Below are 24,788 nucleotides of genomic sequence, written 5' to 3'. Positions count from 1 at the left end.
ATTCCGTCTCACACGTTTTCAATTGTAAGTCCTTCATGGACGATCTCAATCGATTCAATCGCCGCCTCATTGCCCTCGGCCTTCAGATCGGTGCCCGTTACCTTCACCGGAAAGGCGTTCTTGACCCGCCAGATCATTGTCGGCGCGCCGCTTTCGTCCAGCAAGGCGATCGTCAGATCTTTGCGCGTGATCACGTTCATCTTGATCTCGGCAAACCACTCAAAGATTGCGTTTTCCTTGGCACATACCCCCTTTTTCAGGGTGATATTGCTCGATTTCAGCAGTCCCGGCAGTTTCACCCGCGAAAACTCGGGGGAATTGCCCGCGCGATATTCCATCAGTTGGGCTTCCACATCCAGCCCCGAAACCTCTTGAAACAACATGTCCGCGTTGTCCCATGTCACGCTGAAATAGAACTTCGGCAGGGGCCAGATATTTTGCGATTGCGCCGGTCCTTTATCCGCCATCATGCCTCTCCGTCCGTCAATACGCCATCCGCCGCCATCTGCGCATAGAGCATGCCTTCGCGCAGGCCCCGGTCCGCCACGCTCAGCCGATCCGTCGGCCAGCACCTGAGCAACGCCTGCAAGATCGCCGCCCCCGACATGATCAGCGCCTGCCGGTCCTGACCTATGCGCGGATCACGTCTGCGCCCCGCCGGGCCAAGCGTCAGATACGACCGGATCACCCGATCAATCTCGTCACTTGTCATGGTCAGCCCGTCCACCTTGTTGCGATCATAGCGCCGCAGGTTCAAATGGCTGGCCGCCACCGTTGTCACCGTCCCCGAGGTGCCCACGATCTGAAACCCCTCGCGCGACTGTTCATCCTTGTAGGGCGCGAATTCGGCAAGGTTCTCCTCAAAGAACCAGCTCATCAACGCAAACCGCGCCGCGTCATCCTCGACATCACGGAACTGATCGCGCAGCGTCGCCACACCCAAGGGCACGCTGATCCAATCCACCACCTTGGCCGCAGGCAGACCGACCGGGCTGGAATGAAACCCCATATGCATCCGCATGATGGCACGCCGCCGCTCGGAATGCGGCACGGCCGTCAGATCAATCCACACCAACTCCGTGGACCCGCCGCCGATATCCACCACCAAGAGCTGATCCGTGCGCAGACTGACCAGCGGCGCACAAGACACCACAGCCAATTGTGCCTCTTCCTGAGGCGCGATTATATCGAGCTTGAGGCCGGTCTCGCGCTCGACCCGCGCCATGAAGTCCGCGCCATTGCTTGCGCGCCGACAGGCTTCGGTCGCGACCAGCCGCATGCGCGTCACCCGGTGTCGCTTGAGCTTCTGCTTGCAGACGCGCAGGGCCTGAATAGTCCGATAAATCGAGGCCCGCGACAAACGGCCAGAGCTTTCCAAACCGGCACCCAGCTGCACTGATTTCGAGAAACTGTCCACGACTTTAAACTGATGGCCCTCGGGTTGGGCAATCAGCATCCGGCAACTGTTTGTTCCCAGATCAAGCGCCGCATAGAGCGGCCCCTGATCCAGATGGGTCAGTGCGGGGCTCTCAACCGGTATCGGGACCGCGCCCGCACTTTCGGGACGCTTGGGCGTCATAGCAACACGCCCTCCATTTCAAGTTACCTCCAAACTAGTCCGAAGCGGGCGCGCACGCAAGCGTTGCGACGGGTCATAACGATGATGAGTATTTTTCGCATCCCGCCTAATGGCTCGCCGCGCCGCGCGCCGCTAAGGTGACCACGTCGCATGACGCTCCCGTTCTGTCGAAATCGGACCCTGCGCATCGCCCGGCCTGCATTAGGTAGGGACCACGAAGGAAAAAGGAATCAACCATGGTCGACGTCACCATCGTCTACTGGCGGGACATCCCCGCTCAGGTCATCGTCGGCAAGGGCCGCCGCGGCAGCAAGGTTCAGCTGCCTGAGCGCTTCGAGCAGGCCATCGACCGCGCGGCGATGAAATGCGGCGCCGCTGGCACCGACGCCTACCTCGCGGAATGGCGCAAGGCTGATTCCTATCCTGTGGAAGGCGAACCCGACGCCGTCGCCCAATCCGAGGCGGCCCGGATCGACGCAGAGTTTGATCAGGAGCGCATCAAGGCCCTGATCGCGAATGATGGCTGGGCGTGAATGCGCTCTGGATCTCTATGGGAGGCCGCGATGGCACTTTTCAACTTCAAGAAGCGTGAGAAATTCACCCCCGCCAATGGCCAACTCGAGGCCTTCTTGCAGGGCTATTCGATCGAGGTGATGCCCCGCACCGCCGAAAAGATCGAGAATTTCCGTGACCTGCTGCCCACCGGAACCCGCGTCTACATCGCCCATATCGAGGGCACCCCGATCGAGGATATGGTCGCCACCGCCGCGCGTCTGTCCCGTGACGGCTATCCCGTGATGCCCCACTTCCCGGCCCGCATCATCAAGGACCGCGCCACCCTGGCCGACTGGATCGCCCGCTACCAAGGCGAGGCTGGCGTCGATCAGGCCCTTCTCCTCGCCGGTGGCGTCACCACCCCGCATGGCGATTTCGACAGCTCCATCCAACTGATGCAATCCGGTGAATTCGACCGCGCCGGCTTCAAACGCCTGCATGTCGCAGGCCACCCCGAAGGCAACCGTGACATCGACCCCGATGGCAGCATGAAAAACGTCGAGGACGCGCTGCGCTGGAAACAGAAATTCTCTGAAACCACCGATGCGAAAATGGCCCTCGCCACCCAATTCGCCTTCGAGGCCAAGCCGATCATCCAATGGGCCGACACTCTCAAGGCAGCAGGCATCGACCTGCCGATCCACATCGGTATCGCCGGCCCCGCCAAGCTCCAGACCCTGATCAAATTCGCCATCGCCTGCGGTGTCGGCCCTTCGCTCAAGGTTCTGCAGAAACGCGCCATGGATGTCTCGAAACTCCTGCTGCCCTATGAGCCGAACGAGGTTCTGACCGAACTGGCCGCCCACAAGGCCGCCAACCCCGAATTCAACATCGAGCATGTGCATTTCTTCCCGCTCGGCGGGATCAAGAGCAATGCCGAATGGGCCATCGCCAATGGCGGTGCCGCCGCCACCCCTGCCAACGCATCCTAAAGGACCAACCATGACCCGCACCATCGTCGAGAGCAAAACCAAAACCGCCGTCATCGGCTTTGACGAGCCGTTCTGCGTCATTGGCGAACGCATCAACCCCACAGGCCGCAAAAAGCTCGCAGCCGAGCTTGAGGCGGGCGATTTCTCGACCGTGGAATCCGATGCGCTGGCACAGGCCGCCGCTGGTGCCACCGTGCTCGATATCAACGCGGGCGTGGTCTACAACTCCAACCCCAATCCGAACGAGACCGAACCGCCCCTGATGACCAAGATGATCCAGTTGGTTCAGGGCCTCGTCGACCTGCCGCTCTGCATCGACAGCTCGGTGCCCGCCGCGCTTGAGGCCGGCCTCAGGGCCGCTGAAGGCCGCCCGCTGCTCAACTCGGTGACGGGTGAGGAAGACCGCCTCGAATACGTCCTGCCGCTGGTCAAGAAATACAACGTGCCGGTCGTGGCCATCTCCAACGACGACACCGGCATTTCCGAAGACCCAGACGTGCGCTTTGCCGTCGCCAAGAAAATCGTCGAGCGTGCCGCCGATTTCGGCATCCCCGCGCATGACATCGTGGTCGATCCGCTCGTCATGCCGGTGGGCGCGATGGGCACTGCCGGTCGTCAGGTCTTCACCCTCGTGCGCCGCCTGCGCGAAGAGCTGGGCGTTAACACCACTTGCGGTGCGTCCAACATCTCCTTTGGCCTGCCCAACCGCCACGGCATCAACAATGCCTTTCTGCCCATGGCGATGCAGGCGGGCATGACCTCCGCCATCATGAACCCGATCGCGCTGCCGGTGAAACAGGCCGAGATCGAGGCGAAAAGGGCCGAAGTCGCCGCCTCCGGCCTCATCCTGCCTGACGATATGGACGACGAGACCTTCTGCCAACTCTTTGGCCTAGGCTCGATGAAGGCCCGTCCGGGCAAGGAAATGGAAGCGATCATGGCCGCCAACTTCCTGATGAACGCCGACCCGCATGGCGGCAACTGGATCAAGTTCAACAAAGCTCCGCCCAAACCCGGCGACGAGGTCCGCACCGGCGGCCGCGCAGGCTCCCGCAGCCGCCGCCGGGGGTAACCTCCCGCCCCCTTTCGCGCGGACTCAAGGGCGAAGCCCGCCGCGCAGCGGTCATGCCAAAGGCATGCCTCCGGCATGACCCGCCCCGTCGCACCATAGGTGCGCCGCTTCTAGTCGGCACGCCTCTGGCGTGACGGGCGGGCCCAGAGCGGGTATTGACAGCAAGCTATGGTGCCGCGTTGCAGCTTTCGCATTTCTGCCTTTCGTTAACGTTGCAGCATTTCCGATCAGGTATTGCCTGCGAGTTGAAAGAAAGATTTTCCAAAGATGGTCAGCCTGTTTATGCGCGCAGGGTTACTGGGTCTTTGCCATTTCTTTCAAACGATAGCCGACCCCCGGTTCGTTCTGTATCATGGTCGGGCTTGCTGGATCGTCTTCGAGTTTCTTGCGCAGGGATCGCACGGTCACACGCAGGTATTCAACATGTTCCGTATGCGCGGGACCCCAGACTTCTCGCAGCAGATGGGTGTGGGTCAGCACCTTCCCCGCATGGCTGGCAAGGGCGGCGAGCAGCGTGAATTCTTTTGGGGTCAGTTTTACCTCAGTCTCGTGTTTCCAGACCTCATGTGCATCAAAGTCAATCCTGATAGCTCCAGCGGTTAGTTGGCGTTGAACGCCACGCTGCTGGTCAGCGCGTCGCAGGCAGGACCGGATGCGCGCCATCAGTTCCTCGCTGTCGAAGGGTTTGGTGACGTAATCGTCCGCGCCAAGGTCGAGGGCGGCGACCTTTTCGCTTGATGCCTCGCGCGCGGTCAGCACGATGATCGGCACGGCCTTTTCCCGAAATGCACCGATCAGCTCCAGCCCGTCACGGTCTGGCAGACCGAGATCCAGCAGCACAAGCTGGGGGGGTGATGCTTTCAGCACAGCCAAAGCCGCCGCCGCGCTCTCTGCCTCGATGGTGCCAAAGCCACTGCGCTGGATTGCCACCGACAGCAGCCGACGGATGGGCATTTCATCATCGACGATCAGAATCTGGGCCATCACGTAATATCCTCCAACGCCAGATGCACGACAGCCTCGTGCGGCATGCGGATCGTGAAGCGTGACCCGCCTTTCTGGCGGCGGGCGGCTTCGACGGTAAAGCCCATGGCCTCGGCGAAACCCTTGACGATGGCAAGGCCCAACCCCGAACCGCCGGTCCGGTCCGATGTTTCCCCACGCGCGAAACGGTCAAAGATGCGCTGTTCGCTGCCCGCTGGAATGCCCGGCCCACTGTCCAGCACGTCGATCACCGGACCACGGCGGCCGAGCCGGGCGATGATTTCGATCGGCTGATCTGGGGACGAGTATTTTGCCGCGTTATCGACGAGGTTCAGCAATGCATGGTTAAGCAGAACGGCATCCGCCCGCACCAATGGCAGGTCCGGATCAATCGTTGTTTTCACTTCGCGATCAGCCAATGTCCTCGAGAGATCGCTTGTGACCGATGCGATGACATCGGTCAGGTCGATGGGGCCGATATCCGGTGTGACAGCGCCTTCCTCGATGCGGGTGAGGTCCAACAGGTCCGACAGGAACCGGTTCAGTCGTCGTGCTTCGCTGCGGACGGTTTCGACAAGCTCGGCCTCGGCCCCTGTCGCGGAAATCGCTTCAGCAGCAGCAGTCACGGCGGTCAGCGGCGTGCGCAGATCATGGCTGAGCGAAGCAAGGAGCGCCGCGCGCAGACTGTCACGCTGGCGCACCACCTCCATGTCGCGCATGTCGGATTCGAGTTTGAGCCTCTCGTGCGCCAGCGCGGATTGGTCGATCAGGCTTTCGGCCAATGCAGCGCGTTCGGAGGGGATCGGGTCGCGCCCCGAAGGCCCGCGAAACCCCAGCACCGCCAAGGTGCCAAGCGATGTTTTCAGCGGCCGGAATTGCCAGGCACTTGCGGTCAACGTGTCGGTGCCAAAGCCCGCTGCCTCGCCGTTCTGCATCACCCATTCGGCGGCAGCGATGTCGGTTGGTGTCAGGTCGGGTTTGGTGGCACCGAAGGCTGTGACCGCCACGTTGTCGCCCGCACCGTGCAGCACAATGGTCTGAACCGCGAGCAAGGACCGCAATTCATCGCGGATCAACTGGGCGGTCTCCTCGGTATTGTTCGCGGCACCAAGACGCGTTGCAAACCGGGCGAGGGCTGCATTCTCGCGGGCGCTGCGCATGGCGAGGGCCGCAGCCGATCGCGCCCGCGCCGCAAGTTGGCCGGTGATGATTGCCACGACCACCAGCGATATAGCTGTGATGATATTGGCAGGACCATAGATGATGAAGGTGTAGAACGGTGGCAGAAAAAAGAAGTTATAGGCGATCCCCGCGGTGATCGCCGCCACCAGCCCGGCCCGAAAACCGTAAAGACTGGCGCTGAAGATCACCGGAAGCAAGTAGAGCAGATCAATCGGTCCGCGTCCTATCCAGCCTTGTGCGAAAAACAGGATCAGCGTCATTGCAGCGACAGACCCGAAACCGACAGTGTCGCCCCTTAAGGTACCGCGTGGCAACCAGCGCCGCAAGTCGCGAGGCCGGGGGGATTCGTCGAACGGGATGACATGGATTGCGACACCCGTCGTCTTGTCGAGGATGTCCTGCACAACCCTGTCGCGCCCGCTCCACCAACCGCCGCGCCCCCGCGATTTCCCCAACACAAGCTGCGTGGCGCGCAGTTCCTTGCATTGCGCCAACATTGCTTCTTGCACAGACGTTGCGGGCAACGATTGCAACGTGCCCCCGAGTGATGCTGCCAGCGACAGATTACGCGCAAGCTGGGTTTTCTCGGCGTCACTGAAGCGTTCCGCTGCGGGCGTTTCGACGTAGAGCGCGACCATCGGGGCTTTCAGCGCATCGGCGAGCCTTTTCCCGGCGCGCACAACCTGTTCACCGCCCGCCGCCTCGGAAATGGCGACCAGAATACGCTGACCGCCGGTATAGCCCACATCCTTGCCGGTGACACTTTGGTGTTCCTGAATGCGGGCATCGACATAGTGCGCGGCATGGCGCAAAGCCAGTTCGCGCAGAGCCAACAGATTGCCTTTGGAAAAGAAGTGATCCAGCGCATGGCGCGCCTGATCGGGGACATAAGTCTTGCCCGCTTCGAGCCGGTTGATCAGGTCCTCGGGCGGCAGGTCGATCAGTTCGATCTCGGCGTTCTCGAACACCTTGTCCGGCACGGTTTCGCGCACGCGGACATGGGTGAAACTGCCCACGACATCATTCAGGCTTTCGACATGCTGAATGTTCACAGTGGTCATCACGTCGATGCCGGCAGCCAGCAATTCCTCGATATCCTGCCAGCGTTTGGGGTGGCGGCTGCCGGGGGCGTTGGTATGGGCCAATTCATCCACCAACACGATCTGGGGATCTCGTTCCAGCACGGCATCGAGATCCATCTCGGTCAGTAACTGACCTCGATAAGAAATCTCCTTTCGTGGGATGATCGACAGGGGGGCGACCAATGCCTCGGTTTCCTTGCGACCATGCGTTTCAACGACGCCGATCACAACATCGGCGCCGCCTTCCAGTTTTTCGGCACCCTCGAGTAGCATTTCATAGGTTTTCCCGACGCCGGGGGCGGCGCCGAGAAAGATCTTGAGCATGCCACGCCCTTCACGAGCCGCTTCGCGCAGCAAGGCATCGGGTGAAGGGCGGGCATCTTCGGTCATGGCGAAACGCTACTCCGTTTCCGCAATGCGGGGCAATTCCGCATCGAGCGCGAGGTTCAGTTCCAGCACGTTGACGATCAAATCCGTCGTGAGCACCCCACCGGGGGACGCGGCCATCCGGTTGACGACGGCGCGCACGGCTTGTGGTTCGATACCACGCGCCGTCGCCACACGCTCGGCCTGAAACAACGCCCCAGCGCGCGAGATATGCGGATCAAGCCCCGCGCCAGAGGCGGTCACCAGATCTGCGGGGATCGGATTTGTCTCACTGACTCCGCCATGCGCGGCGATCAGGTTGGCCGCACGGTCCGCCAACACCGGGTTGGCGGGCGACAGGTTCGACCCGCCTGCAGCAGCGGCGTCATAATCCACCGCCGAGGGGCGAGGCCAGATATATTCCGGCGCGGTGAACCCCTGCGCGATAAGGCGACTGCCGATGATTGTGCCGTCGCTGTCGGTAATCAGCGACCCGTTGGCGGTCGTCGGGGTGATTGCCTGCGCAAAGCCGAGGATGACCGCGGTATAGCCAGCGACACAGATCGCCATCGTGGCGACGGTGACCCGCAGGCCAGAAAGAATGTTGGACATTTGGATATCTCCTTTCAGTGCCGGTCAAGGCAACGAGAAATGTTCGGCCAGCGGCCCGAGGGCGGCAGCAGGCAGGAAGGTCAGCGCGCCAAATATGACGATGGTCAAGCCCAGCATGGTGCCGAAGGTTGCATCCTCGACCCCGAGCGTGCCCGCACTTTCCGCGGCACGGCGCTTGGTCATCAGGCTGCCAACGATCGCAAGCGGCAGGATGATCGGCAGGAAGCGACCCAACAGCATCACGACGCCTGTGGCGATGTTCCAGGCCCAGGTGCCGTCGCCCAACCCCTCGAACCCCGAGCCGTTATTGGCCGCCGCCGAGGTGAACTCGTAGAGGATCTCCGAGAAACCATGCGCGCCCATATCCTGAACCGTGGATTGGCCTAGCGAGGTTGCGGCAAAGAGTGCCGTGCCGCCTAGGATCAGGAAGGTATGGAAAAACAGCGCCAGAACCGCAAGCCGCACCTCCTTGGCCTCAATCCTGTGACCCAGATATTCCGGCGTACGCCCCACCATCATCCCCGCGACAAAGACCGCGACGATGATATAGAGAAACATGTTGATCATCCCCACGCCGACGCCGCCAAAGGTCGCGTTGAGCCACATGCCCGCCATCGGCATCAGGCCGGTCAGCGGGTTGAGGCTGTCATGCATCGCCCCCACCGACCCATTCGAGGTGGACGTGGTCAGCACTGCCCAAAGCGGCCCGCCAGTGGCCCCAAAACGCAGTTCCTTGCCTTCGAGATTGCCGGTATCCGAGGCGACGGGCAGTTCGGCAAAGGCCGGAGTCGGCGCGGACTCGAAAGCGACCGAACCAGTGATCTTGACCAGAATGAACAGCGCCATCACCGCAAAGATGACAACCGCGTGTTTCATCCGGCCAAGGATACCGCCAAACATCCACACACAGGCCATCGGGATCAGCATGATCGCAATCATCGCCAACCCATTGGTCCAGAAGGTCGGGTTTTCCAGTGGATGCGTGGCGTTGGGGCCAAAGAAGCCGCCGCCATTGGTGCCAAGCTGCTTGATGGTCAGAAAGGCCGCGACCGGCCCGCGCGCGATGGTCTGCGTGACACCTTCCACCGTGGTGGCCACCGCCGAGCCTTGCAGCGTCATCGGCATCCCGCCCAGCACCATCAGCATGGCGACGATCAGCGCCACGGGCAGCAGCACAAGAAAGCTCGCGCGTTGCACATCAACCAGAAAGTTGCCAAGCATCGCGCGGCCCGCAATGCCACGAGCCAGTGCCGCCAACGCCGCAATCCCCGTCGCAGCCGAGACGAATTGCAGCCACATCAGACCCGCCAGCTGGCTGAGATAGCTCATCGAGGCTTCGCCCGAATAATGCTGCAGGTTGGTGTTTGTCGTAAACGACGCGGCGGTATTGAACACCAACGTCGGATCGTGCGGCCCCATCCCGTCAGGGTTCAGCGGCAGGTGCTGCTGCAACGCAAGGATCACGAAGGTGACGGTGAACATGATGGCGTTGAAGACCAGCATGGTCACAAGGTAGCTTTTCCATCCCTGTTCCTCTGCTGTGCCACCGATGCGGGTGAACAGGCGGCTCGCGCCGCTCATCTGCCCTGCATCAGGGTCCATCGCTCGTTTCATGTAAATCCCAAGCGGCAGCGACAATAGTGCCGTGCCCCCAATGACAAGAGCTATGATCAACACATGGTCCATGGTGTCAGTCCTTGAAAATCCGGGTCACGACGCCGATCAAAGCGGCAAAGATCGCGATCCCGAGTGCATAGGTGAGAAAGATCATCAGGAGTTTCCTTTACGCAAGGCCAAGGCCGGAGACCGCCACGTCGATCAGCTTGATGCCGACGAAAGGAACGATCAGACCGCCGAGGCCGTAGATGGCAAGATTGCGGACAAGCTGGCGTGACGCGCTTTGCGGGCGGTAGGTGACACCGCGCAAGGCCAATGGCACCAGCAAGGGGATGATCAGCGCGTTGAAGATGATCGCTGAGAGGATGGCGCTTTGCGGGCTGGACAACCCCATGACGTTCAGCGCCTCCAACCCTGGGTAGAGCGCCACAAAGATCGCCGGAAGGATGGCGAAATACTTGGCCACATCGTTCGAGATCGAGAACGTGGTCAGCGCACCGCGCGTCATCAGCAATTGCTTGCCGATGCCCACGACCTCGATCAGCTTGGTCGGGTTGTTGTCGAGATCGACCATGTTGCCCGCCTCACGCGCCGCCTGAGTGCCGGTATTCATCGCTACACCGACATCCGCCTGTGCGAGGGCTGGCGCGTCGTTGGTGCCGTCGCCGCACATGGCGACCAGCTTGCCCTCGCTCTGTTCCTTGCGGATCAGGGCCAGCTTGTCCTCGGGCGTGGCCTCGGCGAGGAAGTCATCCACACCTGACTCCGCTGCGATCGCCGCGGCCGTCAGAGGGTTGTCCCCGGTGATCATCACGGTGCGGATGCCCATCCGGCGCAATTCGGCAAAGCGTTCCTTGATGCCTGCCTTGACGATGTCCGACAGGTTGATCGCCCCCAAAAGACGGGTGCCATCCGCCACGGCCAGAGGCGTGCCGCCCGCCCGTGCGATCCGTTCGGTCAGGCTGCGCATCTGCCGGACGGCGCCTTGGTCGAAATCATGCAGCTTGAGGATTGCGTCGACAGCACCCTTTCGGATTTGGCGCTCACCGATGTCGATGCCGCTCACGCGCGTCTGCGCGGTGAACGACACGATCTCTGCTTCTTTCGGAGCGGCGTCGCCTTTGCCTGCCAGTTCGATGATGGACCGACCCTCGGGCGTTTCATCCCCCAGCGACGACAGCCGCGCCGCCTCGACCAGTTCGCGCTCCGGCACGCCGGACAGCGGCAGAAACTCCGTTGCCTGCCGGTCGCCCAGCGTGATGGTGCCGGTCTTGTCCAGCAACAGCGTGTCGATGTCTCCAGCCGCCTCGACCGCGCGGCCCGACTTGGCCAGAACGTTAAAGCGGATCAACCGGTCCATGCCCGCGATACCGATGGCGGACAGCAGAGCCGAGATGGTTGTCGGGATCAGCGCTACGAAAAGGGCTACGAGGATCGGCACCGGAATGGCCCCTCCCGCATAGGCGGCAAAGGCGGGCAAGGTGCCGACCGCGATGAGAAAAATGAGCGTGAGACCCGTCAGCAGCACGGTCAAAGCTATTTCGTTCGGGGTCTTGGCGCGGCTTGCGCCTTCGACAAGGCTGATCATGCGGTCAAGGAAACCTTCGCCCGGCTCGACAGTGATGCGCACCTTGATCCAGTCGGAAATCACCCGTGTGCCCGCCGTGACCGCGGACCTGTCGCCGCCCGCTTCGCGGATGACAGGCGCAGACTCCCCGGTGATCGCCGCCTCGTTGACCGAGGCCACGCCTTCGATCACCTCACCGTCCGCCGGGATCTGATCGCCGGTCTCGACCAGCACGATGTCACCCGCGCGCAGCTCGCTGGCGGATACGAGCTTGTGGCTGTCGCCCTTGAGACGCTTACCTTTCAGTTCCGCCTTGGTCGACCGCAACGAGGCCGCCTGCGCCTTGCCGCGCCCCTCTGCCAATGCTTCGGCAAAGTTGCCGAACAGCACGGTCAGCCAAAGCCAGAACACGATCTGCGCCTCAAAGACGATATCACCTCCGACTACGATGTTGCGGATCAGCAGAACCGTCGCCAAAAGCGCCACGGTCGCAGTGGTGAACATGACCGGATTGCGCACAAGCTGGCGCGGATCCAACTTGACAAAGCTTTCACGCATCGCAGGCACGACAAGGCCCGCAGAAAAGATCGACGTATTTTGTTGATGTGCCATTTTGCGCGCCTTCAATACTTTTCAGGCCGCAAAAGCACGGCCAGCAAATAGACAAGAAGCGCCACAGCAGTGATGCCGCCCAGCACGAGATCGAAGCCCATGTATCAGTCCTCCAGATACCATCAGAGACCTGATAGATGCGACAGATGGTCATAAGATCGCCATGTGAAGTTGGATGGGCGCGCGTAAGAAAGTAATAAAAATACAATTTTTACAGTTATTTAGGAGGTGGTTTTGATGCCTGTAATGCTTTTAGATCGAATATGACGACGTGACCAAGAACCCCTGAGCTATGAACCATTTGGATCTGCGATAGCTGACAACGTTGGAATAACGTAACCCCTCATTCGCCGTGGTAGTCTGGGTGATGCGCCGCAGAAACAGTATAATGTCGGTCATGAAGCGACTGGCCTACGCAAAACTGGTCAAACTGTCGTTTTCAGCTACGGCAGCTTTCATAAATATAAAGGATTTTGATCGGCGACGCAGCGAAGGTCAGCAATCCACCAGTAATGATGAATGATTGGAGCCATTTTCATTGGCTCCAAGCAAGGAGGCGTAGGTCCGAACGCTCTTACGTTTCATAGTCATGCCTATGTACTCCTTGAGTGACTAAAAACAGTCGTAGATGTGGTATCTATGTCAATACCATCATAGCCCCTACCATAGTGTATCCCGAGACGAAGCTTTGACCCCTATGCCGTTTTGATCTTTGGGACATGTCCAAACCTGAATTTATAGGCTTGCCCCAAAACCCTTTCAGCCATTGTCTTGTTAGATTGCCGGACGATCAAGCTGTCATGGATGGGCAGAGACGTGATGTCGTACAATTCATGAAGCTCCAGCATGGCTGAAAGAAAGCACTCAGACTCCTCGAATTGAAGATTTGCCCAATCGAGCTTGTCTTTCTTTAGTTTCTTTAGGATTGGGTGCTTCCTCAATACTGCCGCAACCACATCTTTGAGCTTGTAGTCGTAATTTGGCAGGTGCCCATGCTGCTCCTTGTATGTGGCGTTGAAATGCGTTGGCCATCTTTCCGGCACCTTGCCTGCACCGATCATCGACACAACGACTTGCTTGATCCCCTCACGGGGATAGTCAGCTATCCGACGACGAAAATAGAACAGATCACTGCCCTTTTTCCGAGAAACGTATTTTGCCATGAGCACAAATGCTCCGACTTATAGGACGCCTACAGGCATCTGAGATACCTTCTGTGTCACCTTGAGGCAACCAGAAATACCATAAGTAATTGATATTCAATGAAACTTTTCAGATTTATGGTGCCCCCACACGGACTCGAACCGCGGACCTACTGATTACAAATCAGTTTGCATACGATCTTCAAGCCTCAGAATTAACAACGGTTTACAAATTGAAAGAGTTTAAAAACTTGATTTAAAATGCTATTTATCTCAGGTAAACTGACAGTGAGCGACAGTTGCTGACACTCGGTACCGTTTCAATCAGTGACAAATTAGATGACAAATTGCGACGTAAGCATCAAGGGGATATGACCGTGATTAAATTGACAGATGGTAAGAGCGGCACGATTGCCAAGGCTGAGGCACCCGCAAAAAGGCAGCGTTTTATCTGGGATGATCACCGGACCGCACCGCGCGGCTTTGCTTTGCGGATCACGGCAGCAGGGGGCAAGGCGTTCGTGCTACATTACGCGACGGACGGAAAGCAGCGCCGCAAGACAATAGGCGACTGGCCAACATGGAGCCTTGAAGCCGCGAGGACCGAGGCCCGCGACCTGGTGCAGCGGATCGACCGGGGCGACGATCCGCTAGAGACCAAGAGACGCCGAAAGGTCGAGCCGACAATGACAGAACTTGCCAGGGAATGGCTCGAAAGGCAGACCGGCCTAAAAAGCATCGGCACAATTCGCGGGCTGGTGAATAACGATATCGTGCCGACGCTTGGCGATCTGAAGGTTACGGACGTCCGCCGTCGCGACGTGATCGACATGGTCGAGGCCAAGGCTGAGAAGGCACCGCGTAGCGCGGCGCAACTTTTGGTCTACACGCGCAAGATATTGTCCTATGCCGCAGATCGCGAAATTATCCCCGCGAGCCCGGTGGCTGATCTGAAACCTACTTCGATAAACGTAAAGGGGCAGCGCAACCCGTTGAAAGCCAAGCCGCGCGCCCGCGTGCTGGATCACGACGAAATCCGCACATTCTGGAACAATGCCGAGACAAGCGATCTGCACCGGCTTACCGCGCTTTGCCTCAAGCTGGTGCTGGTCACGGGGCAGAGACCGGGCGAGGTCGCCGGGATGCGCGAGGATGAAATATCAGGCCGTTGGTGGACTATACCGGCAAGCCGAAGGGGCAAGACGGAGACGGAGCAAGCCGTTTACCTCACCGACACCGCCTTGCAGATCGTCGCGGACGCCAAGGCCGAACTGGATCGCTTGCATAAGCGCAGAAAAGAGCCTCAGAGTGGCTTTATATTCGAGGTAAAGCAGGGTGCACCAGTAACCACTTCAGCACTATCGCGGGCGGTCTCACGGGAAGGTAAATCCCTGGGCGACAGGGGCGATAAGGACGGGCGCGGGCGGTGGCGTCCACATGACTTGCGACGCACCATGCGCACGGAATTGAGCGCCTGCAAGGTGAGGCCGGATATAGCCGAGATCGTCACCGGGCATGTGATTCCGGGCATTAGGGGAGTTTATGATAGGCACGACTTCAAGGATGAGCGACAAGCCGCGCTAGAAGCATGGGACGTTCGCCTGTCTCGGATCGTCGCGGGAAATAGTCCCGACGCGGCGCAGGCCAACAACGTGCTGAGGCTCGAGGTGGCAACGTGACATGTCGCAAAATTAGGACTATCCTCGGTGGTCGATTTGTCTTGTCAACCGATCTGCAACAAGAACCCTTGACGAGCGATAACCATCTTTTCCGGTTGAGCGAACTAAGATGTATATCGAACATCAGGCGTGACGCACAGCAAGCATCCTGCGCGGGCCGCGGTCAATCGATCGGAGAACTCGCACCTGCCATTTCGACGAAAGGAACGCGCGATGCCGCGTTTTTGGCATATTCGAAGGTTGCACAGATTCACCCCCATGTATGTCTTATTATACAACACATTCAATTGAGAAAGATGTGTCACAGGACAATCCGATTTTAAGCTCTACTAGGCCGCCGCTCTGGCCGAGTGGCGAGGTCTTTGTGTGGTTTAAAGTAAAGCGTTACTGCCATTGTAAAGACTGGTACAAATTGGTCTGACAACATGATCTGTTGGGGTCTTTTGTGCTCTCGGCCACAAGACGAACAAGTCACGTCTTTCCGCCAGCTTCGCGTATTCGTATTGGCGAGGAGTATGCTTCACTCATATTATCAATCAGATAATGAATTAGAGCCTCTCGAACTTGAACAGTTTTACTGCCATATTTGTCGAGGCCGAAATCAAGACAAACGCCAATTCGAGCGTTTTCTTCACTAGTCATATGTTTTTCTTCGATTACCAGTTTTTTGAAGTTGACCCACGAAACATCTTGATCTGAGCCTACGTAAGTGAATTCACCCATAACGGTTTCCACCTCAGTTACGCGGGAAAGAACAAAATCTCGGTGTTCATTGTTCGAGTGATCAAATGCACGCATGTGCATGCGTTCGGCAACAAGAATGATTGCATGCGGGGAAACCACTCTTTCGCTTTGCCCGTTTCTTGAGTGATAGTTAATACGAATTGGGATTTTGGACCGAATTGATCGAATCAATGGACGCATAACCCAAGGATCAGGATCACGACGTTTAATACACTCCTCGAAGTATGCATTACCGCCTAGATTCTGTTGTAGCCATTGAGACAGCTTTGGCATTCTTTGGAAAACCGGTTCTCTGGGTAGTTGTGCGTCTCCACGCAAGATAAGCCGCCCTCCACGCACTCTGCGCTTTTCGTCGCGTTCAAACATCTCTCCGCATCTCTTTTCAAATAGAGTCGCGAACTCTGCCTGGTGGCGCGAGGCGGTCGGCTCCGAGAGACCAAAGGTTTCTCCGTACATGAATTTTTCCGCAGCGCCGAACTCCCCTCCGTATCGGAGGCAGGCCTCTATCCATCCAAATAGGATTCCCTTTCTGTTCGCCATTTACTTGATTCTTTCATTTTGGAAGTTTTTTTGTCTTGCCGTGAGGATGCCATCGGACCATTCTCATGGCAACTTAAAAGCGAGTTTTCCTATGCCCGATATTCCAGACCACCCCGTTAGGGGCGAGCCAGCCGAACCCAAAAGCGAAGACCTTCTTTCCTTCAAGCACACTGGTCGTCCCATCCCTCTTGGTGAGGTTTTTTCCGAATTTCGCCTTATGCGAGATTGCCTCAAAAACCCCCTGACCGCAGAGGTTGCAGCCCGAATTTGTGGAAAAAGCGGGAGCCACCTTATCAAGCTGGTCAGCCCTCGGGTTGATGGGGATCATGCGGTGCTTCGTTTTGATGATCCTGAAGCGAACCGGAAATCCTCCATCCTACCCTCCGTTAATGCACCGGACATCCCCTTTTGCAAAGTGATCTATCGGCCCCTTGAGGTGATCGGCCATTCGTCCCTGTCCGTGGTAGATCATATCCTCAATCCGGTGGATCATTCCGGCCCAGTCCTCAATGCCTTCGCGGAGGTTTTCGGGGATGATGTCCTAAAGGTGCTAAGAGAAATTCTTCTCTCTACCCCCAAAACTCCGCTGAAGCTCGGAGCTGGCGAGTTCCCAATCATCTTTATCCCGCGCCCAGGTGGCGGGGATTTGCAGATCACTCCGGTGTCGCCCGCACTCACTTTCACGGGGATGAGAGAGCTAGGGAAGCGGCGGTACCAAAAGAAGGATCCGGAGGGTCCGAAAATCAATCGGGGGCGATGGATTGACCTCGCGGTCAGTTCGAAACCCCAGAACATCTCCGGAGCCATCGGTGGCCCTCGGGTTCGATTTCTTGCCACCATGCCGCCCACGATGCACCAGGGCGAGGCCGAGCTTTATCGGTATGTCCATGGTGGCGGTTTTCCACGCTGGCGGGACGACGAGGTATCGATCTGGGTGCTGCGTTACGCGGACATGCTCGAGGCGGATGCCACCTACAACAACGAAAATACCCGCGCCGCTCTCGATCGCACCGCGGATCGCCTGATCCGGGATGCGTCGGAGTTCATCCTTGATACGTTGGGGGATGCTAGAAACCTCGCTAAACGCCACGGGATCAACGAGGAAAACATCCCGGAACCTCCGAGCGTGGCGCAGATCCTGATCCGACGCTCCCGGGGCAAGGTCCAGAATTATGATCGCGCCCGCAAGGCCCTGACCAGCCCGCATTTCGAGGATCGTCTTCGCAAGAGCCGGATTGTCGAGGAGGCCCGAACATGACCCATATTCGTGACCTTTATGTTCTGAGGGATATACGGGCCAGCCGGGTTAACCTCATCATGAATGACTATGCGGCCGGTCTTCCCAGCCCCCTGTCATTCCTCGGTCTGGGAGACCTTCTGGCCCGGAACATGGGGCTTTCCCCCTGGAGCGCCCGGGTGATCCCGATACTGCACCGGGTTGATACCTCGGAAGGCCGCACCAAGCCAGAGATGGAAAGCAAGTCGGGGGTGTTCGAGCCCATCGAGACGATGGAGGATCTGACCGGAATGGTCGAGATTTCCCTCCTGCTTCATCTTCCGGGCTGCGAGAGCGAGAGCGCTCTCAGGTCGCAGATGGAAGGGCGCCGTATCGCCGGTGGGCTGATCCAGAACGATAAGGTTGATGTCCATTCCGCTACTCCGGACGGCTCTGCCTTCAGGGGTCTGCGCCGGGGTTATGCGATGATCCGGCCCGAGACGGCGGAGCGACGATTCATCACTTCAGGGGATCTGACCCCGGAGCAACCCGGCCTTGCACGGATCGCCGAGACACTTTTTCCGGCGGATCGTCCTCCAGGCTTCGGCTGGATCGTGCCCTCAGCGGTCGGCTATCGCCTGCTTGAAGATCCAGAAACGGTTCCGCAGCGGATCCGCACCCGAAGCAAGGATATCCCGCATGTTTTTGCCGAGCCGGTTCTGGGGATCGCCGAACTGGTATCGGTACGTAACAAACGCCTGACAGAACTGTCCATGGACGGCCTGGATGCCCTGTTCTGGTCTTGGGACGCACGCGGGAATCTCATCCTCGGTCACCCGGATTATCACCCAGAACTTACCAATTCTGAACAACCCAAGGAGGTTATCACCCATGGCTAAGTCCCCTACCGCCCTGTCGCTCGAAACGGGCATGCTCGCCTTCGCTCGTTCCGTCCAGATCACAGAGGGGCTGTTCTTTGCCACCTCCGGAGGCAAGCCTGGGGTTCTGACCCCTGTCGAGATCCTTGAAAAAGGGGTTCGCGGTCAGTCCTCCGAGGACAAAGCGAAGAACCCCGGCCTGAGTAACCCGCAATCCGTGGAATACGCAGTCGTCCCGCAGGGTCATGACGGGGTCCGTCTGTCTTTCTCGATCCGCTTCATGCCTTTTTCACTGCGGCCATATGCCTGCAACAACACGGATGTCGGTGCGGCCTATGAGCGTCTGGCGACCGCGTATCGCACTGCCGGAGGGTTCCGGACCCTCGCACTGCTCTACATCTGGAACATCGCAAATGCCCGATTTGCCTGGCGCAACCGGTTCCAGTCGGATGCGATGGCGGTCCGGGTCGAAACCGGTGACGGCACGGTCTTGGTTTTCAATCCCTTCCTTCTGAAGTTGGACACCCCCGCCACCCGTGATGATCTGGTCGCGGCCATGGTCGAAGGTGACCAAGAGGAAATTGACGAGTTGATCGATGGGGTCGCGCACGGCCTGTCGAACGAGGACCAAGAGGCCTTCGTTGTGAAGGTCGAGTGGAACGCGGCCATGGAGCCCGGACAGGAGGTCTTCCCTTCGCAGGAATATGTTCGTGAGGAGAAGGCGGACAAACAGCTGAGCCGGGTGTTCGCGAAGCTCCCGGCCTTCCACGGGGGACGTGAGCTGATGCAGGCCTCGATGCACTCCCAGAAGATCGGTGCCGCGCTTCGCCATATCGATATCTGGCATGGTAGCGAGGAACATGAGGCCCCGATTTCGGTCAATCCCTATGGCGGCGTTCAGGAGACAAGTGCCGTGTTGCGTGACCCGAAATCGAAGCGCAGTTTCTATGACCTTCGCGCGAAAGCGGAGACCCTCATTACCGGGATCGAGGCCGCTAACAGCCCCGAGGAAATCTCCGGGGATGCTCATTTCGTCATGGCCAACCTGATCCGTGGTGGGGTTTTCGGGGCCAGTGGTAAAAAAGCGGAGGCCAACGGATGAGCGGTTTGAACGCGGGACAGGGGCGGTGTCTGGGCACCGCCCGCCTTTTGATCCGCCCGGTTCGGGCGGTGATCGAACTGGGCGCGGCCGGGGATGTATTGACCGCCGCACTACGCACGGTCCATCACACCAACCGCCACGGCTCAGTGGAGGATTTTATCGCTATCGCCTTCCCGACCATGAAAATGGGCAGGGAGACCATGCTTCCGGGCAATGATCTGGAACTGATCGGTTCTGAGACTTCCCTGAATGCGTTCTTGTGGATGAATGGGGTCATTACCCTCAAACGTCGCGGCATGATCGAGGAGGCGGAGATCGGCGAGGTCTTCACGGATCCGGGAATGGTTGGTGCGGCCTATATCCGGGACAGGGTCTGCGAGAAGCACACCCCGGGCTGGATCCGGCGTAGCCAGGCCCGTGCGGCACGGCGCGACAAACCCCTCGGGAATCCGGTCAAAATGCGAGGGCATGACCGCAAAGCTCTGGTCGTAAACCACGGGAATACTGTCCTTCATGTCCGTGAGGTGGTGGGTGAGTTTACGGCTGCACCCCTGATGGTGTCCACCTATGGTCTCTCCGGCGCCTTGGCACCCGCGATCCTGCCGGTGTTTCCGGAATCAGCCCGCGAGGCGGATGATGCAGCATAAAGGCGGGCCTCGCCTCCTTGTGACGGATCGGGAGGGCGCGCTTTATCTCGAGCGCGCTCGCATCCATGTTGAGGGTGACCGGGTCGTCTACCATATCACGGATGACGAGCACCGTCGGGAATACAACATCCCCCATGTGAACCTTGCGGTTCTATTTATCGGCCAGGGCACATCGATTTCCCAAGATGCGATGCGGCTTCTGGGTGAGGAGGGTGTTCATCTGGCGGTGACCGGGACCGGGGGAACCCCGCTGCACATGGGCAGTTTGACCACCTACAGTTCAACACGTCATTTCAGAGAGATGCTTCCGATTTATCTTGATGCCTCAAAATCCCTGCTTGCCGCAAAGGCAGTGATGCGGGACCGGACCGCGCGCATGCGTCGGATTGGAGGAATCGGGGTACAAAAATGGCTTCGGGTGCGTGAATCCAGCGCACTGAATAAGACCTGCGCCCGCTTTGACGCCAGCCTTGATGCCTGCGGGGACATTACCCAACTTCTCGGGTTTGAGGGGAACTTCTCCAAGGCCTGTTATGCAGAATTCTCCGTAATGTCCGGTCTTTCCAAGGGTAATTCTTTCCGACGTGAGGCAGGGGCAGGTGAGGTGACGCGCGGCGAAGCCGACCCAGTCCGGCTGGTAAATCGTCTGATAGATCACGGGAATTATCTTTGCTACGGCATGGCCGGAGCCGCACTTTGGGCGCTGGGGATACCCCCCCATATGTCTGTTTTGCATGGAAAAACCCGTGCAGGGGGGCTGGTTTTCGACCTTGCCGACAGCTTCAAGGATGCCATAGTCTTGCCAATTGCCTTTTCCTTAACGAAGGAAAAGGACGCAAAGGAGGCCGAAAGGACTTTCCGGGCGCGGCTGATCAACGCCTTTGATGATCGGGAAATCCTCAAGGAGGCGATCGGGACCGTGGAGAGGATGATTGCCGCCGCATCCCCGCAGAAGAGTGCGCCTAATGCGTGAGATCATCGCGGTATGCCGCTCTGAAAATCAATCACGCGATCGGGTTGCCAAGGTTCTAGATCGCTACTTCTGGCGAATCGGTGACCGGACCTGGCGTGGCAAGGCGACCAATGCCTGTCTGGACCGGGTCGCAAGGGAGCTGCGCAAACGCGCGACGCGGAACACTGCGGTCGTTCTGCATGAGATCCGCAGCAGTTCGGAGAGCCGCAAGCCGATCATCAGGATCGGTTCGCGGCACGCGTTCTCACAGGAGGGTGTGGTGCCGATCTCCTCACATCCATCGGATTTTCGGCGAGGTGCCGCCTTGCAGGATGCGGCGCGCTCCGGTGCCGCTGTGGTCAGCATCGCTGCGCTCTTTCATGATCTCGGAAAGGCCACGAACCTGTTTCAGGCCAAGTTGCGCCGCGCCATAAATGGCGGAAAACCGGAGGCGGATGCCGTCCGCCATGAACTCCTTTCCGCAGCGGTCTGGGATGACCTCTTCGGGGACACCAAAGACGGCGACCTAGCCGGCGCATTGGGAGACCTTACATCTGACGGGATCGACGAGTCCTGTCGGAAGGTCCGGTCGTTTCTCAAGCGTATTCACATGAAACCGGAATATCCTTTACAATTCAGGTTCATCCAGAAGGAAGGGAGTTTGTTCCATCTCATCGGGATGCTGATCCTGACCCATCACCGTCTGCCCGAAGGAGAGGCCGATCACCTAACTCTTCTCGGTGCACGCCATGTGCGCGGTAAAAGTCCTCTGAACCGCGACACTGATCTGGCCATCGCTCCAGGAATGCCCTTTTGGCACGAGGGGTGGTGGCTTGAGGCACTGCGCACCGAAGCCGGACACCTGAAATCCGATGTGGTCCCTGTCAGCGGCGACATCGCGTTACGTGCTTCGCTCATGTTTGCCGATCATCTGGGGTCTGCCAAAAAGGCTCCAAACGAAACAACACCAGATCATCTTGCGAACACGACAACCGTGAAAGGTAAGAACTTGTTTGTTCCGGGCGATAGCCTGTCGCGGCATGTCAAACGGGTCTACCGGTATTCTCGCTTTGCTCATGAGATGAACCATGCTCTTCGAGACCGTTATCCAGCGCTGGATGAACCCGCCCTCCCGACAGATATCGCCTTTCCGGAACCTTCCCCTACGCTTCGTTTCTCTTGGCAGGGGCACGCCGCAAGGGCCGCGCGTGCCATGTGCGAGACACGCGAAGGGGGGTTTTTCGCCGCGATCATGGCCGGGACCGGGACGGGCAAGACCCGTGGGGCGCCGACCATCCTGGCCGGTGCAGCGATGGGGGACAGTATCCCTGAACGTCGATATGTGCGGATGAGCCTCGGGCTCGGTCTGCGGGTCCTCGCGACCCAATCTGCAAAGGAGTATGTGGAGGATCTGGGTTTTGCGTCCGGGGACATCTCGGTTCTTGTGGGGGATCCTCCCCTGGACTTCCGCGATCCGAACGACGAGGAAGCGCCAACAGAATCAAGCGAAGGCTCGGAGAGTCTTGTCAGCCTACCGGAATGGCTTCGGGTCGAAGACCCGGAGGGGCGTGTGCCTGTTGAGGGTGACGAACGGGAGGAGCGCTGGCTTCAGGGTTTATCCCTTGACACGGACCGCGGGCTACCGGCCTTTCTCGACCAGGTCCTTGAGAAGGCCGGAAAACACTCCGGGGCCGGTCGCCGCCTCCTTCAGGCCCCGATCATGGTGGGCACGATTGATCACTTGATGGGTGTTGCCGCGCCGGTCAATTCCCGCTTCCTGCTACAGTCCCTGCGGTTGATGACCTCGGACCTGATCCTCGACGAGATCGACCAGTATAACGGGGAGGATTTGGCCGCCATTGGCCGACTGATCTTCCAAGCCGGTGCCGCAGGCCGGCGGGTCATCATCATGTCCGCCACCCTGACCCCAGATATCGCTGAGGCGTTGCATCTGGCCTATAGCCGGGGCTGGGCGGATCATGCAAAGGCCAGCGGAACCTCAGCCCATGTGAACCTGCTTCTTTGCGGTAATGCTCCTGATGCCGTTTTCACCAATCTGAAAAATGAGAGCCTATCCTCCCTTCTCGATCAATGTCGGTCTTCGATTCTCGCAGGGATTGGCACGGCACCAATCCTGCGCCGCGGTGAGGTCCTCCAAGCCTGTGATGGCTGGGCGGAGCTGGTTGACCAGATCGATCAGGGCTGCTCACGGCTTCACGATCTCAACGCAGTCGAAATCGAAGAGTTCCGGGTCTCGGTCGGGCTGGTTCGCATGACTAGGATTGCCCATACTGCGGCCCTGGCGGTCAAAATGCGCTCCGGGAATATCGAGGGGCGGCTTCGGGTTCTGGTCTGCCTACATTCGCAGTTGCCCCGTCTTCATCGCGGCTATATCGAAACCCGCCTGAAACGCGCCCTGACCCGCAAGGGGACCAACCCAGAGGCAGGGGTGCGTGCGCTGTGCCAGGACGAAGGGGTGTTTGAGAAAGCCCGCGAGATCGGCACTCACGAGATCGAGATCGTCGTCGTCACCACCCCTGTCATCGAGACCGGGAATGACGTGGATTTCGATTGGGCGCTCCTCGATCCAATCTCGACCCGCTCGATCATCCAGTCCGCCGGGCGTGTACGGCGCCACCGTCCGGCGAGCGGAGACCACCCGAATGTCCTGATCTTGGGACGCAGTCCAATCGCCATGGAGGGCGGCAAGCTCGCCATGCCTGGGGTGGAAACCAAACTCGCTGATGAAACTAAAGTGGCGAAGGTCGAACACCTTCTAAAATATGAAGGCCGCCATTTCGTCGACCTAGCGGGTGAGGCGGATTTCCGGGTGATCTCCGCTGCGCCACTCCTGTCGAAGGACACCCCGTTCCCTCTACGGGATGCAGAGGCGCATGTGCGAAAGCAGATGCTCTCGACCAATGAGCGGGATCCTTTAGGCCGGTATATCCTACATCAGAACGCCCGCTGGAACCTGACGATGACTCGGACCCGGAAATTTCGCCGCTCAGAGAAACGTGAGATTTTGTTTTGTCGGATCGGGGAGCGTCCTGAGAATGCGGTCTGGCACCTCGATCTCGCTCCCGGGACCTGGCAAAGCAAGCTCCGTGAGGCGGTTCGGCTTCACACCGACGATCCATATGAGGTTAATTGCCTGTTCGAGGATATGACAGCCCGAGGCTGGTTCGAGCTTTCGGGTGGAGTTTCGGAAATGACGAGCGCGGACATATCTGAACTTCTCCGGGTCAGCGTCCCGACCTACGGGGATGACCCAGAAAAAGAGATGACCTATACTGAGTTTACGGGGTTCACCCGCGGAAAACCTGAGGATCTCTTTGAGGCCTTCGGAAAGTCCAAGTAGATACAATAGCTTGGGCACGCTCTTTGAAAAGATGGTTAATTTGAGAATTGACGCCCAAGGCGTTGATAACACTTTTCTTTCATCGGAAAAGTGAGGCCTCCCCGCCGGATAGGCGGCTGAGAGAAAGAAGCCCATAAGTGCCAGCCAGTAGAACAGCCTCCCCGCCGGATAGGCGGCTGAGAGACACGGGGCCGCCCGTGCCACCTGCCACGCTGACCCTCCCCGCCGGATAGGCGGCTGAGAGACAAGCCATCACCGCCGAAGCAAAGGCGGATATCCTCCCCGCCGGATAGGCGGCTGAGAGACCGGCATCGGTCAGGCGGCGCGACAGACCGAACCTCCCCGCCGGATAGGCGGCTGAGAGACT

At 59.0% G+C, this 24,788-nt stretch carries 21 protein-coding genes and 1 CRISPR repeat array (1 of these 22 running past the window's edge); of the genes, 10 read left to right on the top strand and 11 right to left on the bottom strand.

Annotated elements, in window-relative coordinates; all coding sequences use genetic code 11:
• Positions 1 to 8: 8 nt before the first annotated feature.
• Positions 9 to 467 (bottom strand): phage tail protein, encoded by a 459-nt coding sequence (locus tag ACSSVY_RS09960; RefSeq protein WP_454269401.1) that lies wholly within the window; start codon positions 465 to 467, stop codon positions 9 to 11.
• Complete coding sequence (locus tag ACSSVY_RS09955) at positions 467 to 1,579, bottom strand: Ppx/GppA phosphatase family protein (RefSeq protein WP_009818583.1); 1,113 nt, start codon at positions 1,577 to 1,579, stop codon at positions 467 to 469. The genes ACSSVY_RS09960 and ACSSVY_RS09955 overlap by 1 nt, the downstream gene beginning before the upstream one ends.
• Positions 1,580 to 1,815: 236 nt before the next feature.
• Here ACSSVY_RS09955 and ACSSVY_RS09950 point away from each other — a divergent pair, with 236 nt between their 5' ends.
• Genes ACSSVY_RS09950 through ACSSVY_RS09940 form a run of 3 tightly spaced genes read left to right on the top strand, consistent with a single transcriptional unit; the run spans position 1,816 to position 4,138 of the window.
• A complete protein-coding gene (locus tag ACSSVY_RS09950) occupies positions 1,816 to 2,112 on the top strand; it encodes a virulence factor (RefSeq protein WP_454269400.1) in 297 nt (98 codons plus the stop codon).
• Positions 2,113 to 2,142: 30 nt separating this feature from the next.
• Entirely contained in the window at positions 2,143 to 3,066 is a 924-nt protein-coding gene (locus tag ACSSVY_RS09945; RefSeq protein ID WP_454269399.1) for a methylenetetrahydrofolate reductase, read from the top strand.
• Between the two features lie 10 nt (positions 3,067 to 3,076).
• On the top strand, positions 3,077 to 4,138 hold the full coding sequence (locus ACSSVY_RS09940) for a methyltetrahydrofolate cobalamin methyltransferase (protein ID WP_454269398.1): 1,062 nt from the start codon (positions 3,077 to 3,079) through the stop codon (positions 4,136 to 4,138).
• 294 nt (positions 4,139 to 4,432) lie between these two features.
• Here ACSSVY_RS09940 and ACSSVY_RS09935 read toward each other — a convergent pair whose 3' ends face one another.
• From ACSSVY_RS09935 to ACSSVY_RS09900, 8 genes are all read right to left on the bottom strand, one after another.
• A complete protein-coding gene (locus ACSSVY_RS09935; protein WP_454269397.1) occupies positions 4,433 to 5,122 on the bottom strand; it encodes a response regulator in 690 nt (229 codons plus the stop codon).
• A complete protein-coding gene (locus ACSSVY_RS09930) occupies positions 5,122 to 7,776 on the bottom strand; it encodes an ATP-binding protein (RefSeq protein ID WP_454269396.1) in 2,655 nt (884 codons plus the stop codon). Before ACSSVY_RS09930 ends, ACSSVY_RS09935 begins: the two co-directional genes overlap by 1 nt.
• Positions 7,777 to 7,785: 9 nt before the next feature.
• Positions 7,786 to 8,364 (bottom strand): potassium-transporting ATPase subunit C, encoded by a 579-nt coding sequence (locus tag ACSSVY_RS09925; RefSeq protein ID WP_454269395.1) that lies wholly within the window; start codon positions 8,362 to 8,364, stop codon positions 7,786 to 7,788.
• A 24-nt stretch (positions 8,365 to 8,388) separates the two neighbouring features.
• Positions 8,389 to 10,050 (bottom strand): potassium-transporting ATPase subunit KdpA, encoded by a 1,662-nt coding sequence (gene kdpA, locus ACSSVY_RS09920; protein ID WP_454269394.1) that lies wholly within the window; start codon positions 10,048 to 10,050, stop codon positions 8,389 to 8,391.
• Positions 10,051 to 10,147: 97 nt separating this feature from the next.
• Positions 10,148 to 12,160: a potassium-transporting ATPase subunit KdpB gene (gene kdpB / locus ACSSVY_RS09915; protein ID WP_454269393.1), complete on the bottom strand. Its 2,013-nt coding sequence runs from the start codon at positions 12,158 to 12,160 to the stop codon at positions 10,148 to 10,150.
• A gap of 11 nt (positions 12,161 to 12,171) precedes the next feature.
• The gene (gene kdpF / locus ACSSVY_RS09910) at positions 12,172 to 12,261 is read right to left on the bottom strand and encodes a K(+)-transporting ATPase subunit F (RefSeq protein ID WP_454269392.1); all 90 of its coding nucleotides are present in this window, start codon (positions 12,259 to 12,261) and stop codon (positions 12,172 to 12,174) included.
• 151 nt (positions 12,262 to 12,412) lie between these two features.
• Positions 12,413 to 12,559 carry a hypothetical protein gene (locus ACSSVY_RS09905; RefSeq protein WP_454269391.1) on the bottom strand — a complete coding sequence of 49 codons (147 nt, stop codon included), beginning with the start codon at positions 12,557 to 12,559 and terminating at the stop codon, positions 12,413 to 12,415.
• A 296-nt stretch (positions 12,560 to 12,855) separates the two neighbouring features.
• A complete protein-coding gene (locus tag ACSSVY_RS09900) occupies positions 12,856 to 13,323 on the bottom strand; it encodes a hypothetical protein (protein ID WP_454269390.1) in 468 nt (155 codons plus the stop codon).
• 356 nt (positions 13,324 to 13,679) lie between these two features.
• Between ACSSVY_RS09900 and ACSSVY_RS09895 the strand changes: the two genes are divergently transcribed.
• A complete protein-coding gene (locus tag ACSSVY_RS09895; RefSeq protein WP_454269389.1) occupies positions 13,680 to 14,981 on the top strand; it encodes a tyrosine-type recombinase/integrase in 1,302 nt (433 codons plus the stop codon).
• A gap of 471 nt (positions 14,982 to 15,452) precedes the next feature.
• Here ACSSVY_RS09895 and ACSSVY_RS09890 read toward each other — a convergent pair whose 3' ends face one another.
• Positions 15,453 to 16,181 (bottom strand): WYL domain-containing protein, encoded by a 729-nt coding sequence (locus ACSSVY_RS09890; protein ID WP_454269388.1) that lies wholly within the window; start codon positions 16,179 to 16,181, stop codon positions 15,453 to 15,455.
• On the opposite strand from ACSSVY_RS09890, the gene ACSSVY_RS09885 reads away from it, so the two are divergent.
• Genes ACSSVY_RS09885 through ACSSVY_RS09860 form a run of 6 tightly spaced genes read left to right on the top strand, consistent with a single transcriptional unit; the run spans position 16,180 to position 24,421 of the window.
• On the top strand, positions 16,180 to 17,523 hold the full coding sequence (locus tag ACSSVY_RS09885) for a hypothetical protein (RefSeq protein ID WP_454269387.1): 1,344 nt from the start codon (positions 16,180 to 16,182) through the stop codon (positions 17,521 to 17,523). The genes ACSSVY_RS09890 and ACSSVY_RS09885 overlap by 2 nt on opposite strands.
• Positions 17,520 to 18,380, top strand: coding sequence for a type I-F CRISPR-associated protein Csy2 (locus tag ACSSVY_RS09880; RefSeq protein ID WP_454269386.1), 861 nt, complete (start codon positions 17,520 to 17,522; stop codon positions 18,378 to 18,380). The genes ACSSVY_RS09885 and ACSSVY_RS09880 overlap by 4 nt, the downstream gene beginning before the upstream one ends.
• Before the next feature lie 31 nt (positions 18,381 to 18,411).
• Positions 18,412 to 19,461: a type I-F CRISPR-associated protein Csy3 gene (gene csy3 / locus ACSSVY_RS09875; RefSeq protein WP_454269385.1), complete on the top strand. Its 1,050-nt coding sequence runs from the start codon at positions 18,412 to 18,414 to the stop codon at positions 19,459 to 19,461.
• Positions 19,458 to 20,108: a hypothetical protein gene (locus ACSSVY_RS09870; RefSeq protein ID WP_454269384.1), complete on the top strand. Its 651-nt coding sequence runs from the start codon at positions 19,458 to 19,460 to the stop codon at positions 20,106 to 20,108. The genes csy3 and ACSSVY_RS09870 overlap by 4 nt, the downstream gene beginning before the upstream one ends.
• Positions 20,095 to 21,081, top strand: a complete 987-nt coding sequence (cas1f, locus tag ACSSVY_RS09865) for a type I-F CRISPR-associated endonuclease Cas1f (protein ID WP_454269383.1) — start codon at positions 20,095 to 20,097, stop codon at positions 21,079 to 21,081. Before ACSSVY_RS09870 ends, cas1f begins: the two co-directional genes overlap by 14 nt.
• Positions 21,074 to 24,421, top strand: a complete 3,348-nt coding sequence (locus tag ACSSVY_RS09860; protein WP_454269382.1) for a CRISPR-associated endonuclease Cas3'' — start codon at positions 21,074 to 21,076, stop codon at positions 24,419 to 24,421. Before cas1f ends, ACSSVY_RS09860 begins: the two co-directional genes overlap by 8 nt.
• Before the next feature lie 96 nt (positions 24,422 to 24,517).
• A CRISPR array of direct repeats spans positions 24,518 to 24,788; the repeat unit is 28 nt; unit sequence CCTCCCCGCCGGATAGGCGGCTGAGAGA (it continues 3,602 nt past the right edge of the window).

Source organism: Roseovarius sp. MBR-51, from assembly GCF_053628575.1.
Note: the sequence above shows the minus strand (reverse complement) of the source record. Positions and strands in the feature narration are given on the sequence as shown.